Source organism: Pseudomonas sp. MF06569, from assembly GCF_059862735.1.
This window is the reverse complement of sequence record NZ_JCBCUZ010000039.1, coordinates 18,175-32,113: the sequence shown is the minus strand read 5'-3', so window position 1 is coordinate 32,113 and position 13,939 is coordinate 18,175. Positions and strand designations below refer to the sequence as shown.

Annotated in this window: 14 protein-coding genes; 12 read left to right on the top strand and 2 right to left on the bottom strand. The window is 61.3% G+C overall.

Features of this window, described 5'->3' with window-relative positions; all coding sequences use genetic code 11:
• On the bottom strand, positions 1-406 hold a 406-nt coding region (locus AC19YQ_RS23195), incomplete at its 3' end, for a transposase (protein WP_500596044.1).
• Between AC19YQ_RS23195 and AC19YQ_RS23190 the strand changes: the two genes are divergently transcribed.
• The 9 genes from AC19YQ_RS23190 (at position 374) to AC19YQ_RS23150 (ending at position 8,302) form a co-directional block, all read left to right on the top strand.
• Positions 374-487 carry a hypothetical protein gene (locus AC19YQ_RS23190; protein WP_500596043.1) on the top strand — a complete coding sequence of 38 codons (114 nt, stop codon included), beginning with the start codon at positions 374-376 and terminating at the stop codon, positions 485-487. The genes AC19YQ_RS23195 and AC19YQ_RS23190 overlap by 33 nt on opposite strands.
• Before the next feature lie 147 nt (positions 488-634).
• Positions 635-1,399 (top strand): enoyl-CoA hydratase family protein, encoded by a 765-nt coding sequence (locus AC19YQ_RS23185; RefSeq protein WP_219261320.1) that lies wholly within the window; start codon positions 635-637, stop codon positions 1,397-1,399.
• Between the two features lie 10 nt (positions 1,400-1,409).
• Entirely contained in the window at positions 1,410-2,564 is a 1,155-nt protein-coding gene (locus AC19YQ_RS23180) for an acyl-CoA dehydrogenase family protein (protein WP_133079692.1), read from the top strand.
• A gap of 8 nt (positions 2,565-2,572) precedes the next feature.
• On the top strand, positions 2,573-3,631 hold the full coding sequence (locus AC19YQ_RS23175) for an acyl-CoA dehydrogenase family protein (RefSeq protein ID WP_133079693.1): 1,059 nt from the start codon (positions 2,573-2,575) through the stop codon (positions 3,629-3,631).
• 3 nt (positions 3,632-3,634) lie between these two features.
• Positions 3,635-4,786 (top strand): acetyl-CoA C-acetyltransferase, encoded by a 1,152-nt coding sequence (locus AC19YQ_RS23170; RefSeq protein WP_133079694.1) that lies wholly within the window; start codon positions 3,635-3,637, stop codon positions 4,784-4,786.
• 10 nt (positions 4,787-4,796) lie between these two features.
• Complete coding sequence (locus AC19YQ_RS23165; RefSeq protein WP_219261322.1) at positions 4,797-5,675, top strand: SDR family oxidoreductase; 879 nt, start codon at positions 4,797-4,799, stop codon at positions 5,673-5,675.
• Between the two features lie 142 nt (positions 5,676-5,817).
• On the top strand, positions 5,818-6,603 hold the full coding sequence (locus AC19YQ_RS23160) for an SDR family oxidoreductase (protein ID WP_003446457.1): 786 nt from the start codon (positions 5,818-5,820) through the stop codon (positions 6,601-6,603).
• A 10-nt stretch (positions 6,604-6,613) separates the two neighbouring features.
• Positions 6,614-7,084, top strand: coding sequence for a MaoC family dehydratase (locus AC19YQ_RS23155; RefSeq protein WP_500596042.1), 471 nt, complete (start codon positions 6,614-6,616; stop codon positions 7,082-7,084).
• Positions 7,085-7,093: 9 nt separating this feature from the next.
• Positions 7,094-8,302 (top strand): acetyl-CoA C-acyltransferase, encoded by a 1,209-nt coding sequence (locus AC19YQ_RS23150; RefSeq protein ID WP_500596041.1) that lies wholly within the window; start codon positions 7,094-7,096, stop codon positions 8,300-8,302.
• A gap of 28 nt (positions 8,303-8,330) precedes the next feature.
• Here the strand turns inward: AC19YQ_RS23150 and AC19YQ_RS23145 are convergent, their stop codons facing one another.
• Positions 8,331-9,863 (bottom strand): MFS transporter, encoded by a 1,533-nt coding sequence (locus tag AC19YQ_RS23145; RefSeq protein WP_500596040.1) that lies wholly within the window; start codon positions 9,861-9,863, stop codon positions 8,331-8,333.
• Between the two features lie 162 nt (positions 9,864-10,025).
• Between AC19YQ_RS23145 and AC19YQ_RS23140 the strand changes: the two genes are divergently transcribed.
• The 3 genes from AC19YQ_RS23140 to AC19YQ_RS23130 all read left to right on the top strand — a co-directional run bounded on the left by AC19YQ_RS23140 (position 10,026) and on the right by AC19YQ_RS23130 (position 13,927).
• A complete protein-coding gene (locus AC19YQ_RS23140) occupies positions 10,026-10,934 on the top strand; it encodes a LysR family transcriptional regulator (RefSeq protein ID WP_500596039.1) in 909 nt (302 codons plus the stop codon).
• 82 nt (positions 10,935-11,016) lie between these two features.
• Positions 11,017-13,113 carry a putative bifunctional diguanylate cyclase/phosphodiesterase gene (locus AC19YQ_RS23135; protein WP_500596038.1) on the top strand — a complete coding sequence of 699 codons (2,097 nt, stop codon included), beginning with the start codon at positions 11,017-11,019 and terminating at the stop codon, positions 13,111-13,113.
• 67 nt (positions 13,114-13,180) lie between these two features.
• On the top strand, positions 13,181-13,927 hold the full coding sequence (locus AC19YQ_RS23130) for an SDR family oxidoreductase (protein WP_133079701.1): 747 nt from the start codon (positions 13,181-13,183) through the stop codon (positions 13,925-13,927).
• Positions 13,928-13,939: the final 12 nt, after the last annotated feature.

The window sequence follows — 13,939 nt, the reverse complement described above, 5'->3', positions numbered from 1 at the left end:
CCATGGCAGGATCGCTCAGCGAGAACCAGTTTTGCAGCAAGTGAATGCGCAGCATGGTTTCCAGCGGATACGGTTTTCGGCCACCACCAGCCTTCGGATAATACGGCTCGATCAACGCCAGTAAACCGCTCCAGGGCACGACCTGATCCATCTCGGCGAGGAACCGTTCGCGGCGTGTTTGCTTGCGCTTGCCCGCGTATTTGAAATCGGAAAAGCTCATCTGGCTCATGACGCACTCGGGGCAGGTGGTGAGGCTGTATTTCAGCATACTTGGAGACTTGTTCGGAGTTTCCTTAATGGTGTGCACATGCGCATTGATGTAAGTCGACGCTCGCTGCGGGGCCATGACCGACCGGCAGAGATATATGAGGCGATGCACAATTTGCGCCATGCCCTGCAACTGCATCAGGGGCACTGGAGCCCCGCAGAGGTTCAGCGCGTACACGACTTGCTTAACAACACCGCCAAAGCAATTGTTGATGGGTAACCCTAGATAACGTGCCGTGCGCAGAGCAGCTTTGGCTCGCTCCTGCGCAGGGCACGCGGCTGGCAACTGTTTAGTCTCAACGGACGATGATCCACCCCCGGCGCGTTCCCATACTGCTCCCATGCCTTTGCCAACCCGGGAGCACATGTGAACAGCGCAACTCATACCGCATTTCACACCAGTATCGACGCAGGCGTCGCTGAACTGGTGATCGACAGGCCGCCCGTCAATGCCCTCAACAGCCAAGAGTGGCTGGACCTGGCGCATACCCTGGAAGCGCTTGGCCAGGATCCTGAGGTCCGCGTGATTGTGATTCGTGCCGAGGGCCGCGGTTTTTGCGCAGGGGTCGATATCAAGGAACTCGACGCCCACCCGGAACTGATCGTCAAGGTCAACGCAGGCAACTACGCCACCTTCAAGGCGGTGCATCGCAACCCGGTGCCGGTGATTGTCGCGGTTCACGGTTTTGTACTGGGTGGCGGGATCGGGATTACCGGCGCCGCCGATATCGTCGTGGCTTCCGATTGCGCCACGTTTGCCCTGCCGGAAGTAGACCGCGGCGCGATGGGCGGTGGTGCCCATCTGCAGCGTTTGTTCCCGGTACAAAAAGTGCGTTATCTGTTTTTTACCGGCGACAAGATCGGCGCTGTAGAAGCCCAGCAGTACGGCTTTATCGAGCGCGTAGTGCCCCGTGAGCAACTGCGTGAAACCGCGCTGCACATTGCCCACAAAATCGCGGGCAAAAGCCCCGCCATGATCCGCATCGCCAAAGAAGCGTTGAACGGTATCGAAGACGGCAACCTGGAAGACAAATATCGCTGGGAGCAGGGTTTTACGCTTCAGGCCTACACCAGTGCGGACTCCGCCGAAACTCGCCGTGCGTTCGTTGAAAAACGCGACGCCAAGTTCTGAGGAACCGACCATGGAACTGACTTATTCGCCCAAACAAAAGGCTTTCCGTCAGGAGGTCAGGCAATGGCTGGCGGCTAATCTGCCGTCTGAACCCCTCGCCAGTTACGACACCCGCGAAGGCTTTGAGCAGCATCGCCAGTGGGAAGCCAAGTTGTTCGACAGTCGTCTGTCGATGGTGATGTGGCCCACCGAACTGGGTGGCCGTGGCTGCGATCTGATCGAGTGGCTGATTTTCGAAGAAGAATATTACGGTGCGGGCGCCCCCATGCGGGTCAATCAGAACGGCCAGTTATTGCTCGGGCCCACCCTGATGGAGTTCGGCACCGAAGCACAGAAAAAACGCTTTCTGCCGCGCATGGCGGCCAGTGCCGACATGTGGGCCCAGGGCTGGTCCGAGCCAAACGCCGGTTCCGACATGGCTGCGATCACCAGCAAGGCCACCCGTGATGGCGAGGGCTATGTGCTCAATGGCCAGAAAACCTGGTCGACCCGGGCCATTTTTGCGGACTGGCTGTTTGGTTTGTTTCGCAGTGATCCCACTTCTAGCCGTCACCACGGGTTGTCATTTGTCATGGTGCCGCTCAATGCGCCGGGTGTGACGGTGCGTCCCATCAAGGCCCTGAACGGCAAGGACGCCTTTGCCGAAGTGTTCTTCGATGACGTGCGCATCCCGCTGGAAAATCGCATTGGCGATGAAGGGCAGGGCTGGCATGTGGCTATGGCCACCGCCGGTTTCGAGCGCGGCCTGCTGTTGCGTTCACCGGCGCGTTTTCAGTACACGGCGCGCAAACTGGTGGAGCTGTATCAGGCCAACCGTGCCAGTGCCGACCGTGACCCAAGCCTGGGTGATGCAGTGTGCAAGGCCTGGATGGATGCGCAAGCCTACGCCTTGTCTGCTTACCACACCGTGGGCCGACTGAGCCGTGGGGCGCAGATTGGCGCTGAGTCGAGCACCAACAAAATCATCTGGTCGGAACTTGATCTGCGCATGCACGAAACCGCCATGCGCATTCTGGGTGCCAGTGGCGAACTGACCGGTAAATCGGCAGACGGTCACGACTGGCTGGAGGGCTTTCTGTTTGCTCAGGCAGGTCCCATCTACGCAGGCACCAACGAGATTCAGCGCAATATCATTGCCGAGCGCATGCTCGGTCTGCCGAAGTGAGGCCGGGGATGGACTTTACCTTTACCGATGACCAGCAAACCTTCCGCGAAGCCATCAGCCGTTTTCTGATGACTGAAGCCGCGCCGGAAATGCTCCGTGAAATCTGGGAAACCGATGTCGGCCGTTCCCCGGATCTGCGCAACAAAATTGCCGAGCAGGGCCTTACGGCACTGTCGATTCCTGAAGCCTTTGGTGGCCTGGGCATGGATGACGTGGCCTGGGCCTTGATGACGCAGGAGTTGGGTTACTACGCCATACCTGATTCGCTGGCCGATACCGCTTATGTGGCCAGCGCCCTGATCGCGGGCTTGCCCGAAAGCGTTGCCCAGCGCGGCGAGTGGCTGGAGGGTATAGCCGATGGCAGCTTGCGGGTTGCCATCGGGCACCCGGTCAATCCGCTGGTGGCGGATGCCGCCCATGCTGATCTGTTGCTACTGGCCCATGGCGATGAAGTTCACGCCGTACCTCGCAGCCAGGTGGATGTCCAGGGTCACAGCAGCCTGGATGCCTCTCGGCGTCTGGCGCAGGTCAGCTGGCAACCTTGTGCTGCGACGCAGGTGGCGCAGGGCGAACAGGGCCGTGAACTGTGGTCGCAGACGCTGAACCGTGGCGCGCTGTCGGTGGCCGGACAGTTGCTCGGGCTGGCGCAACGCATGCTGGATCTGTCGGTGGATTACGCCGCGCAGCGCAAACAGTTCGGCAAGCCGATCGGCAGTTTTCAGGCGGTCAAACACCACCTGGCCGACGTTGCCACCCAGCTCGAATTCGCCAAGCCGGTGCTGTATCGCGCCGCTTACGCCCTGGCTCATAACGAGCCGAATGCAGCCGTGTGGGTGTCCCAGGCGCGTCTGGCCAGCTGTGAAGCAAGCTGGCTGGCGGCTCGCCACGGTATTCAGGTACATGGCGCGATGGGGTACACCTGGGAAGTCGACCTGCAGATGTTCATGAAACGCGCCTGGGCACTGGACAGCGCCTGGGGCGACCGTGCGCTGCACAAGACCCGTGTGGCCGAGTATGTATTGAGTGGCGCGGCGCCTCTGGGCCCCGGTCACACGTTTGAGGATTGATCGATGCCCCAAGCCTATATTGTTGACGCGCTGCGCAGCCCTACCGGCAAGCGCAAGGGCGGATTGGCCCATGTCCATGCAATAGATCTGGGTGCCCATGTGCTCAAGGCACTGGTCGAGCGCAACCAGATCCCGGCGGACGAATATGACGACGTGATTTTTGGGTGCGTCGACACCATCGGCTCCCAGGCCGGTGATATCGCCCGCACCAGTTGGCTGGCCGCAGGGCTGCCACTCAACGTGCCTGGCACCACCATTGACCGCCAGTGCGGTTCCTCGCAGCAGGCACTGCATTTTGCCGCGCAAGCCGTGATGAGTGGCACCCAGGATGTGATTGCCGTAGGCGGCGTACAGACCATGACCCAGATCCCGATTTCGTCGGCGATGCTGGCCGGTCAGCCGCTGGGTTTCAGTGACCCGTTTTCCGGCAGCAAGGGGTGGCGGGCGCGCTTTGGCGATCAGCCGGTCAACCAGTTTTACGCCGCTCAGCGCATTGCGGATCACTGGAATATCAGCCGCCAGCAAATGGAAGCCTACGCACTTGAAAGCCATCGCCGGGCGCTGGATGCCATTGCCGGGCGCCGTTTGGTGAACGAGATCGTGCCCTGTGAAGGGGTATGGGACGACGAAACGCCGCGCCACACCAGCCTGGCAAAAATGGCCGAGCTGGAGCCGGTGTCTGCCGAGTTTCCGTCGATCACTGCTGCAGTTTCCAGCCAGACCTGCGACGCCTCGGCCGCTTTGCTGGTGGTTTCTGAGGCGGCACTCAAGCGCTACAACCTGACACCACGGGCGCGAATCCACCACCTCTCGGTGCTGGGCGACGACCCGATCTGGCACCTGACCGCGCCGATTGCCGCCACCCGCGCCGCGCTGAAAAAAGCCGGCATGAACATCGCTGACATTGACCGGGTCGAGATCAACGAAGCGTTCGCCTCGGTGGTCATGGCCTGGGCCAAGGAACTGGATTTTGACCCCGCCAGAACCAATGCCAACGGCGGCGCAATTGCCCTGGGGCATCCACTGGGTGCCAGCGGGGCACGGTTGATGACCAGCCTGCTTAACCAGCTGGAGCAAAGCGGCGGCCGCTATGGCCTGCAGACCATGTGCGAAGGCGGTGGGCAAGCCAACGTGACGATTATTGAACGCCTCTAGGAGCATTGACATGGCAATTTGTGCAGGACGTACCGTCATCATCACGGGCGCGGGCGGTGGACTGGGCCGTGCCTATGCGCTGGCTTTCGCCGGGCAGGGTGCCAACGTGGTGGTCAACGATATTCGCCGCGAAGCCGCTGAAGAAGTGGTCGCGCAGATTCGCGAGGCAGGTGGCCAGGCCATCGCCAACGCGGATGACATCACCACCCTGGCCACGGCACAACAGATCGTGGATGCGGCCCTGGCTGCATTCGGCGAAGTGCATGTGGTGGTCAACAACGCCGGTATTTTGCGCGACCGCATGTTTATCAGCCTCAGCGAGGACGATTGGGATGCCGTGATGCGCGTGCACCTCAAGGGGCATTTCTGCCTGGCCAACATCCTTGGCAAACGCTGGCGTGACCTGGCCAAGGCCGGCCAGCCGGTGGCCGCAAGAATCATCAATACCACGTCGGGAGCGGGCTTGCAGGGCTCGGTCGGGCAGTCCAACTACAGCGCTGCCAAAGGCGCAATCGCAGCGCTGACCCTGGTGCAGGCGGCTGAACTGGCGCGTTACGGCGTTACCGCCAATGCCCTGGCCCCGGCGGCACGCACCTCGATGACCGAGAGCGCGATGCCGGACCTGGTGAAAAAGCCCGAAGACGGAGCTTTCGACGCCTGGGCCCCGGAAAACGTTGCGCCGCTGGTGGTGTGGTTGGGCAGCGAACTGTCGGGGGATGTGACCGGGCAAATCATCGAAAGCCAGGGCGGGCGATTGTCCGTGGGCGATGGTTGGCGCACCGGCGTGACCCGCGACAAGGGCGCGCAACTGCAGCCAGAAGAAGTCGGTGTAGCCATGGGCCAGATCCTGGCAGAAGCACCTGCACCGCAAAGGGTGTGGGGTAGCTGATATCCCTCACCCCAACCCTCTCCCGGAGGGAGAGGGGGCTGATTGTCGGTGTTTTTGAAGCCGCGTGCGGTCAGTCCCCTCTCCCTCCGGGAGAGGGCTAGGGAGAGGGGCTTTTGATTTTAGATAAATAGAGATTTCAACCATGAGACAAGCGCCTCCTTACGTGCCCGGCCACCAGTTGCTCGCCGGCAAGTCGATCTTGATCACCGCCGCCGCTGGCGCAGGTATCGGTTATGCCGCTGCCAAACGCTGCGCCGAAGAAGGCTGCCGCGCCTTGATGATTTCCGATATTCATCCGCGCCGCCTCGAAGAAGCGGTCGAGCGTCTCAAGGCTGAAACCGGATTGCAGGCGGTGTACGGCCAGCTGTGCAACGTCACCGTCGAAGCCGATGTACAAGCGTTGGTCGCCGCAGCTGAAGAAGCCTTGGGCGGGGTCGATGTGCTGATCAATAACGCAGGTCTTGGCGGCCAGGTACGCCTCACCGAAATGACCGATCAACAGTGGTCCTCCGTGCTGGATATCACTCTGACCGGCACCATGCGCATGACCCGCGCCATGCTTCCGCACATGGAGCGCCGTGGCGCCGGGGCCATCGTCAACAACGCCTCGGTGCTGGGATGGCGGGCGCAGAAAGAACAGGCCCACTACGCCGCCGCCAAGGCCGGGGTCATGGCCCTGACCCGTTGCAGTGCGCTGGAAGCGGCCGAGAGCGGGGTGCGGATCAACGCCGTGGCGCCGTCCATTGCCTTGCATGACTTCCTGAAAAAAGCCTCCAGCAGTGAACTGCTGGAGCAACTGACCAGCCGCGAAGCCTTCGGTCGCGCCGCCGAAGTATGGGAAGTGGCCAACGTCATGGTGTTCCTGGCCAGCGATTACGCCTCATACATGGTTGGCGAAGTGCTGCCTGTCAGCTCGCAACAGGCCTGAGGATCACAGCATGAGTACGCTATTTAGCAGCGCCGGGCAGTTGCTCGCCGCACGTGGGCAAGACCTGGGGCACACCGACTGGCTTGTGCTGACCCAGGAGCGGATCAACCTGTTTGCCGAGGCCACGGGCGATCACCAGTGGATCCATGTAGACCCTGAGCGTGCCGCCAAAGGGCCGTTCGGTGCCTGCATTGCCCACGGCTACCTGACCCTGGCACTGGCCAATCTGTTCATGCCGCAACTGATGCAGTTCGAAAACCTGGCAATGGGTGTCAATTACGGCAGTGACCGGTTGCGCTTTCCGGCTGCGGTCAAGGTCGGTTCGCGGGTGCGCGGGCATGGCCAGATTGTGGAGGTCGAGGCACTGGGCCAGGCAGTGCAGGCAGTGGTTCGCATCAGTGTCGAGATCGAGGGCAGCGAGCGCCCCGGCTGCGTGGTGGACACCATCAGCCGTTACACCTTCAACCCTATTGAGAAGTGAGCCCTGAACATGAACCTGAATGACGTTGTGATTGTATCCACGGCCCGAACTGCCTTGACCAAGTCTTTCCGGGGCTCGTTCAACGACACTGAAGCGCCGGTGCTGGGCGGGCACGTGGTACGCGCCGTCGTCGAGCGCGCCGGGATAGAACCGGGCTCGGTGGAAGACGTGATCATGGGCGCCGCCGCCCAGCAAGGCACCCAGGGCTACAACATCGGACGCTTGTGTGCCAACACCGGCGGCCTGCCCAATACCGTGCCGGGCATGGCGATTGACCGCATGTGCGCCTCGGGCCTGATGAGTATCGGGGTGGCTGCCAAAGGCATCATGACCGGCGAAATGTCGATCGCCGTGGCCGGTGGTGTGGAGTCATTGTCCCTGACCCAGAACAAGTACAAAAACACCTACCGTGCACAGTCCGAGGCGGTGCTTGAATGCATGCCCACGGCCTATATCCCGATGCTCGAAACCGCTGAAATCGTGGCTCGCCGCTACAACATCAGCCGTGAAGTACAGGACCGGTATTCCCTGCAAAGCCAGCAGCGCACTGCCGCCGCCCAGGCGGGTGGTCTGTTCGGTGACGAAATCGTCCCGCTGGCTGCGCGCAAGCTGTGCTTTGACAAAGAAGGCAAGCCCAGCGGTTATCAGGACGTGAACGCGGATCGCGACGAATGCAATCGTCCGTCCACCACCCTTGAGGATCTGGCGGCACTCAAGCCGGTCTGGAAGGACGGTAAATGGGTCCAGCAGGGGGAATTCATCACGGCGGGCAACGCCTCGCAGTTCTCCGATGGCGCCTCCGCGGTCTTGATGATGAGCCGTGCCGAAGCCAAACAGCGCGGGATCGAATCATTGGGCGTGTATCGCGGGATCGCGGTGAGTGGCTGTGCGCCGGAAGAAATGGGGATTGGCCCGGTGTTCGCGATTCCAAAACTGCTCAATCGGTTTGGCCTGACCGTATCGGACATCGACCTGTGGGAAATCAACGAAGCGTTTGCGTGCCAGGTGGTGTACTGCCGCGACTTCCTGCAGATCCCCAACGACCGCCTGAACGTTAACGGCGGGGCGATTTCCATTGGTCATCCGTTCGGCATGTCGGGAGCCCGGATGGTGGGCCACAGCCTGCTCGAAGGCCGCCGCCGTGGCGCCCGGTTTGTCGTGGTCGCCATGTGCATCGGCGGCGGCATGGGGGCTGCAGGGTTGTTCGAGCTGGACTGAAGCGCTTTTGATCGCGGGGGTGCGGCGGCTATCGGGTTATGGCCAGGCGTGATTGCGGTATCGGATTGCGCATCAGCGTGCCCACCACCAGGGCGCCCAGAAGCCCCATCACCCCCGCCACCCACAAGACCAGACTAAACCCCGCCACAAAGGCGCTGGTCGCCAACGACTGGATCTGTGCGTGTGCCTCCCGTGGCAGTTGGCTGAGCGCCCCCGGCATGTCACCGGCCACTACCCGCGAAGCAATGAAGTGGCTTTGCCCCAGCCACTGCCCGGCGTCCTGCTTGAGGCTGGCGTGCAATTGTTGCTCGGTGTGGCTCCCCAGCAGGGCTCCAAATACGCCGATGGCCAGCACAATGGCGCTAAAGCGCATGGTGGTACTCATGCCGGACGCCATCCCCACACGGTCACGTGGCACGCAGACCATGATGTTTTTCTGCGTATCGCCATTGAGCAAACCCGCCCCGGCACCCGTTACCGCAGTGGTCAGCGCAAAGCTCAGGTAGCCGCCATGATCCACCGCCCAGGCACTGAGCAGGTTGCCGCAACCTACCAGGGTCAAACCGGCGGCCATCATGCTGGCAGGGCTGTAACGGGACGCCAGGCGGGCGCCGATACGCGGGCAGAGCAGCATGGCCAGGGCAAACGGCAACATCCCAAGGCCCGAAGTGACAGCGCTCAAGCCCAGGCCGTTTTGCAGATAGAACGGCAGCAAGGTCATCATCACCTGAGCGCAGCCCGCATAGGCAAACATGCCCAGCAGGGCGCCGATAAAGCGCGGATGGCGAAACAGTTGCAGGTCAATCATGGGGCGACGCTGCAGTGATTCGATCAACACAAACAGAACCAGCAACAGCACGCCGGCACTTATCCGGGCATAGGTCAGCGGGGCGTTCCAGCCAATGCGATTGGCTTCGATCAGGCCCCAGATCAGACACACCAGACTGGCGCTGAAGGCCAGGCTGCCCCATGGGTCGAGCCGGGCCGATTGCGGGTCGCGGGATTCAGCGATGGCATGCCTGACTAGCAGCATCAGCAGCAGGCCAACCGGCAGGTTGAGGTAGAAGATCCAGCGCCAGCCCAGGTATTGGGTGATCAGCCCGCCGAGGGTGGGCGCCGCCGTCATGGCCACCCCCATGCAAGCACCCCAGAAGGCCCAGGCTTTGGCCCGTTCGACCTCATCGTGAAAGGCATGCCCGATCGAGGCCAGCGCCGAGGTCAGCAGCAGGGCCGCGCCTACGCCTTTTACGGCGCGGGCGATTTCCAGCAGCAGGCTGTTGGGCGCCGCGCCGCAGCCGAGGGACGCAAGGATGAAAATACTCAAGCCCCACAGCAGGGTCTTTTTACGACCGAAGCGGTCGGCAATGCTCCCGGCCGGCAACAGCAGGGCGGCAAACGCCAGCATGTAAGCGCTGACGACCCATTCGATATCGACAAAGCTGGCCCCCAGATCCCGGGCGATGCTGGGCAGGGTGACGGCGACGATGTTGGTATCGAGCACGATGAGTGAACACACCGCGCTGGCAGTGAGCAGGGTCAGGCGCGGGCTGACAGCTTTCATCGTTTTAGCCCCTGGCCCGGTTCAAGCATTACTTTGCAGGCAATTAATTTTACGGTCATGCTCACGTCTCTTCAGTGCGGCGATGACCCCAGTGTAGGGGCGGGCACTGCGGTGCTTGTTAGCCTGAAACCCGAACTTCATTACCTTTGAGCTAATGCTGCTATGGACATACGCCATTTTCGTTATTTCCTGGCCGTTGCCCGGCAGGGCAATTTCACCCGGGCCGCAGAAGTACTGGGCATTGCGCCGCCGACCTTGACGCGGCAAATCCAGGACCTTGAAAGCGCCCTGGGCGTGCGCCTGTTTGTGCGCCAGCAGCGACAGGTCAGCCTGACCGAAGCTGGGCGGGCCCTGTTGCCCGAGGCGCAGGCCACGGTGCGCCAGTTTGAATTGGCCCAGCGCAATGCCCAGCGGGCCGGGCGTGGAGAGACAGGCCATATCGAACTGGGTTACGTGGCGTCAGCAGTGTACTCAGGGGTTTTGCAGCAGCAGGTGCAGGGGTTTTCCAATGAATGCGCGGAGGTCAGTTTGAGTGTGCGCGAAGCACCGATGGCCAGTTTGCCGGTGATGGTCGCTGAGGGCCGCTTCGATCTGGGTTATGTGCGCTCACCCATGACTTTGCCTGAGGGACTGGAGGCGATTCGTCTCAAGGCCGAGGGATTTGTTCTCGCCCTGGCCGCAGACAGCTGGCTGGCGCGTCTTAAAAGCGTCAGTGCGCAGCATCTGCAAAATGAGACGTTTATTTTGCCGGAGCAAATCAGCGGTACGTTGCAGGTGGCTGCCCAAGGCGACTTTGCGCCCGCGCTGGGGCCCCAGCCGGGAGGGCTGGTGGCTGTGATTGCCCTGGTTTCGTTGCGCCAGGGCGTGGCGGTGGTCCCTGAATCAGTGGTCGGCCATATAAGCCTGCCCAATGTCATTTACCGACCGATTGAAGGGTGTGAGGCGCAGTCGTGGCTGTCGTTGATCTACCGTCGATTTGAAAAGTCGGCGGCGGTGACGCGTTATATCGAACAGGTAAAGCGCGTCAGTGCGCACGAACAACAGGCCAGCAGGATTTCGTCGCATTCATAGGTGCGTTAGCGTCTGGAAGCAGTACAATCGCGCCCCTTTACCGGGCATGGATGCTGTTCGGCACCCGCTTACGAGAAGGTCCATGGTTTCTGCAAGCTACTCTCCCTCGCTGGTTTTTATCTCCCTGTGTGTTGCCATTCTGGCGTCGTACACCGCCCTTGATCTGAGCGGTCGTATTGCCACTGCCAGGGGCCGGGCCGTGTATCTATGGATCGGTGGCGGGGCACTGGCCATGGGGTTTGGCGTGTGGTCGATGCACTTTATCGGGATGCTTGCGCTGGAGTTGCCGTTGACCCTGGGGTACGACCTGGGGCTTACCCTGTGGTCTTTGCTGGTGACTATCCTGTCGTCAGGCTTTGCCTTGTGGCTGGTCAGTCAGCCGCGCTTGCCGGCACTGCAATTGTTGTTCGGCGCCTTGATCATGGGTGCGGGCATCAGTGCCATGCACTACAGCGGCATGGCGGCGTTGCGCATGCAGCCGGGGATTGATTACGACCCGACGCTGTTTGCCCTGTCGTTGCTGATCGCGGTAGGCGCTTGCGCCGCCGCGCTGTCGATTGCGTTTCGCCTGCGCAAGAAAACCCCTTATGTGCGTCTGATCCGGGGGGCGGCTGCGGTCATCATGGGGCTGGCCATTGTCGGTATGCATTACACCGGCATGGCGGCGGCGAATTTTCCCATTGGCAGTTTTTGCGGGGCCGCCGTGGATGGCTTGAGCGGCAAGGGGCTGGATAACCTGGTGCTGGTGTCCAGCCTGGCCGTGCTGGTGATTGCTCTGTTGACCTCGGTTTTTGATGACCGGCTCAATGCCCGTACCGCTGTGCTTGCCGACTCTTTGACCCTGGCCAATGAGGAGCTTACGAAACTGGCCCTGCACGACACCCTGACCGGGCTGCCTAACCGTATCCTGCTGGCTGACCGTATCGGTCAGGCGATGAGCAAGGTGAGGGAGCAGGGTGGATGCTTCTCGCTGATGTTTATCGACCTCGATGGTTTCAAACCGGTAAACGACGCTTTCGGCCATCACCTGGGCGACCGCCTGTTGCGTGAAGTGGCCTTGCGCTTGCGCGAGCAGTTGCGCAGCCAGGACACCCTGGCGCGAATCGGTGGCGATGAATTTGTGTTACTGGTGCGTTTGCTTGAGCCTGACGATGCCCCGCAAGTGGCTGCGCGCCAGGTCAGTCTGTTGTCCAAGGCGTTCCGGGTCGACGAGCATGATTTGCTGATTTCCGCGAGTGTTGGCATCGCGCTGTATCCCGGTAACGGTTTGAGCGCCGAAGAGCTGCTGATGAACGCCGATGCGGCGATGTATCACGCCAAGGGTACGGGCAAAAATGGCTACAGCTTTTTCGATGCCTCGATGAACTTCAATGCCCGCAAACAATTGCAACTGCTGCAAGACTTGCGTCAGGCGCTGTTGCTGCAACAGTTTCGCTTGCATTACCAGCCCAAGTTCGACGCAGGCACTGGCCAGCCGGTAGGTGCCGAGGCCTTGTTGCGCTGGGAGCATCCGCAGCAGGGTTTGCTGTTGCCGGAGAGCTTTATCGACCTCGCGGAGAAAACGGGGCTGATCATCCCTATTGGTGACTGGGTGCTTAACGAGGCGTGCCGCCAGATGCGCGTGTGGTTCGATCAGGGTTATAGCGGCTGGCGCATTGCGGTCAACCTGTCGGCATTGCAGTTCTGCCACACCGGGCTGGTCGACAGCGTTGTCGAGGCGCTGGAGCGGCATCGGTTGCCGGCCAACAGCCTGACCCTGGAAATCACCGAAACCACCGCCATGAGCGACGCCGATGCAAGCATGGTGGTGCTCAAGCGCCTTTCGCAGATGGGCGTGGACCTGTCCATTGATGACTTCGGCACCGGCTACTCCAGCCTAATGTACCTCAAGCGTCTGCCGGCCAATGAATTGAAGATCGACCGTGGTTTTGTTCGTGACCTGGAGCATGACAGCGACGATGCGGCGATTGTGTCGGCCATTGTTGCGCTGGGCCAGGCACTGGGGCTGCGGATTGTGGCCGAAGGTGTGGAAACCGATACCCAGCAAAGCTTTTTGACTACCCTGGGCTGCGATTCACTGCAGGGTTTTCTGTTGGGCCAGCCTCTGCCTGCCGAGCAGTTCATGCAGGAAATCCATCGCGCCGAGCCCGTCGCGGACAGAAAACTGACACTGACCTGACAAACTAAAGCCTTCGCGGTTATTCTGCCCCCCAGACTTGGATCGTAGTAAAGGGGAGCACGTTTTTATGGATAAAGTCATCGTGATCACCGGCGGCAGCCGCGGCATAGGTGCAGCCACCGCCGTGCTGGCGGCGCAACAGGGTTATCGGATTTGCATCAATTACCTGACGGATGATGCGGCGGCCCATGAGGTGCTGGCGCAGGTTCGTGCCCTGGGCGCAAAAGCCATCGCGGTGCGTGCCGATGTGAGTGACGAAGATGAAATCATTCGCCTGTTTCTTGAAGTTGACGAGCAGTTGGGACCGGTCACGGCGCTGGTCAATAACGCGGGCACCGTGGGGCTCAAGTCCCGGGTCGACGAGCTCACCGAACTGCGCATCATGCATACCCTGAAAACCAACGTGCTGGGCCCGATCCTCTGTGCCAAGCACGCGGTGCTGCGCATGTCGCCACGCTACGGCGGGCAGGGCGGCAATATCGTCAATGTGTCGTCGGTGGCATCGCGCCTGGGTTCGCCGGGTGAGTACGTCGACTACGCGGCCTCCAAGGGCGCGCTCGACACCTTCACCCTGGGCTTGTCCAAGGAACTGGCGGGTGAGGGGATCCGGGTCAATGCAGTGCGCCCCGGCTATATCTTCACCGACTTTCATGCCTTGAGCGGCGATCCGGGCCGGGTCAGCAAACTTGAACCGATCATCCCGATGGGCCGGGGCGGGCGCCCCGAAGAAGTGGCCGAAGCGATTGTGTGGCTGCTCTCGGACAAGGCTTCCTACACCACAGGCACCTTTCTGGATCTGGGCGGCGGGCGCTGAGTCTGTGGGAGC